Source organism: uncultured Campylobacter sp., from assembly GCF_938045535.1.
Taxonomy (GTDB): domain Bacteria; phylum Campylobacterota; class Campylobacteria; order Campylobacterales; family Campylobacteraceae; genus Campylobacter_B.
Genome location: NZ_CALIMQ010000192.1, coordinates 1 through 2333, shown reverse-complemented (window position 1 = coordinate 2333; position 2333 = coordinate 1). Strand labels below are relative to the sequence as shown.

The following is a 2333-nucleotide window of genomic DNA, read 5'->3' as shown; positions in this document are numbered from 1 at the left end:
ACGCTTAAATTTAAAGTCGCTCGCTAAAGCGTAGCGATTTTAAGGCTCGGCGCGAATTTTGCATTAATTGCGATTTTCGCGCCGAGATTTTTATTTGAAGCGAATATTTCACAAACGAGCGACATTGTAAATTTTAAAATTTTAAATCTCGCCTGCTAAATTTCAAAATTTTATATTAATCCCTAAATTTCATAGCTTTTTACTATCCATTCATAGCGTCATTCTATTTGACTTACCTTTAATAAATATACACTTTCAATTAAAGGAGTTGCAAATGCAAGACGTATCAAGACGTAGTTTTTTAAAGATTAGCGCGGTTGGCGCCGGAGCACTTGCGCTGGGAGCTAGTAGCGCGACTGCGGCACAAAACGCCAAGGATGTCAAATTTGACGAGGAATACGACATCGTCATCATCGGCACCGGTTTTGCGGGGCTTGCCGCGGCGATTAAAGCCAGCGGACGCGGCAAAAAGGTGCTAGTGCTTGAAAAGATGGGTCGCGCGGGCGGAAATTCCGTCATCAACGGCGGAAATATGGCCGCTCCGATGAATAAATTTCAAGTAGCGCAGGGCATTAAAGACAGCAAGGAGCTTTTTATCGCCGATGCCGTAAAAGACGGGCTCGGGCTCAATCATACCGATCTTTTGGGCATGATGTTTGATCGCGCAAACGACGCCGTGGATCTTTTAACTAGCTGCGGAGCGGAGTTTAGCGATAAGTTGATCTTTGAAAGCGCCCACAGCGTCGCAAGAAGCTTGCAATCGACCAACGGCTCGGGCTCTGGCTACATCCAGCCGATGATGGGTAAACTTCAAAACGATCCTAACGTCACGATCAAAACTCGCACGAAATTTGACGATTTCATCGTGGATGACAGCGGCCGCGTCGTGGGCGTAGAAGCGCGCGAGGAGTATAAATTTGATCCGAAGCTCTTTAGCGACGATCTGGAAAATAAAAACGGTGAGAAAAAGAGCTATAAAGCTAAAGACGGCGTTTTGCTAGCCTCGGGCGGATACGGACGCGATCTATGGTACCGCCAGATCCAAGATCCGCGCGTAGTGCCTAGCATAGACAGCACCAACCATCCGGGAAGCTCGGCAGGAGCGATGCTAGCGGCAAATAGAATCGGCGCATTTACCCTTCTTACGTCGTGGATTCAGTTCCTTCCGTATTGCTCGCCCGACGAAAAGGGCTTCGGCGCCGCAGTAAATTTCACCAATCACTGCTGCAACACCTACGGTCTAACCGTCGATCCAAAGACGGGTAAACGCTTTATGGACGAGCACGCAGGGCGCAAGATTAAGGCGGATGCTTGTTTTAAGGTTATCGGCGAGAGCGAGAAAAACGACAACTATCCGGTAAACGTCTGCGACTCTCAAGCCGTCGCCGCGCGTAACCCGGTCTATACATCAAGGCCGCTGGAAGCGGGCGTCGTGAAGAAATTTGACACGCTAGAGGAGCTTGCGAAGGCTTACAATCTGCCGCTGGAGCCGTTTTTAAAGACCGTCGCGGATTATAACTCTTACGTCAAAGCGGGCAAAGACCCCGAATTCGGCAAAGTAGTCGATAAGCTGGATGGTATCGACGTTTCCAAGCCGCCGTTTTACGCAAGCCGCACGATGCCGAAAGTGCATCACACGATGGGCGGACTTGAGATCAACACCAAAGCTCAAGTCATCTCTAGCCTTACTCACGAGCCGATCCCGGGGCTTTGGGCTGCGGGCGAGGTAACCGGCGGCGTGCACGGCGCAAGCAGGCTCGGAACCTACGCGATCCTTGATTGTATGGTTTTTGGAATGATTGCGAGCGAAACAATCGGGGCTTAAATTTAGCGCCTGCGAAATTTCGGCGCGAAGTAGCCATGCATGCTTTGCGCCGAAATGCTTGAGAAGGACTCACGCGAAGTAGGGCACAGCACAATCCGTAAACCCTACGTAGAGCGGCGGCAGGGTCTGTCGCGATTTGCGAGGCTAGGCACGTGAAGCAGTAAAATGCGTACAGCATAAAAGGCTTTGTTGCCCAAGTCGTAACGCCTAAGAACGAGAGTGCGTTCGCCGCCAGCGACGGCGCGACGGCAAAATTTCAAATCATAAAATTTTAAAATCTCATAACGCGGGAGTTTTAAATTTTGTAGCGCCAAAACTCTGCGGCGTCGCCCGAGTTTGTAGCTCGTAAGCCTCGTTTTGTATGTATCGCGCGTACTAGGAAAAGTTAAATTTGACCGCCGCTTTTATGATGCCACGGCGCAATAACTCAATCAAATTTTAAAATTTCATGCGTCTTTTGCGTAAAATTTCATCTATTTAGCAATCAACGATGCTAAATTTCGCTAAA

General features: G+C 49.1%; 1 protein-coding gene. It reads left to right on the top strand.

Annotated features, from left to right (window positions below; genetic code table 11):
- The first annotated feature begins 274 nt into the window (after window positions 1–274).
- Entirely contained in the window at window positions 275–1825 is a 1551-nt protein-coding gene (locus tag Q0095_RS05970) for a flavocytochrome c (protein WP_297882275.1), read from the top strand.
- Window positions 1826–2333: the final 508 nt, after the last annotated feature.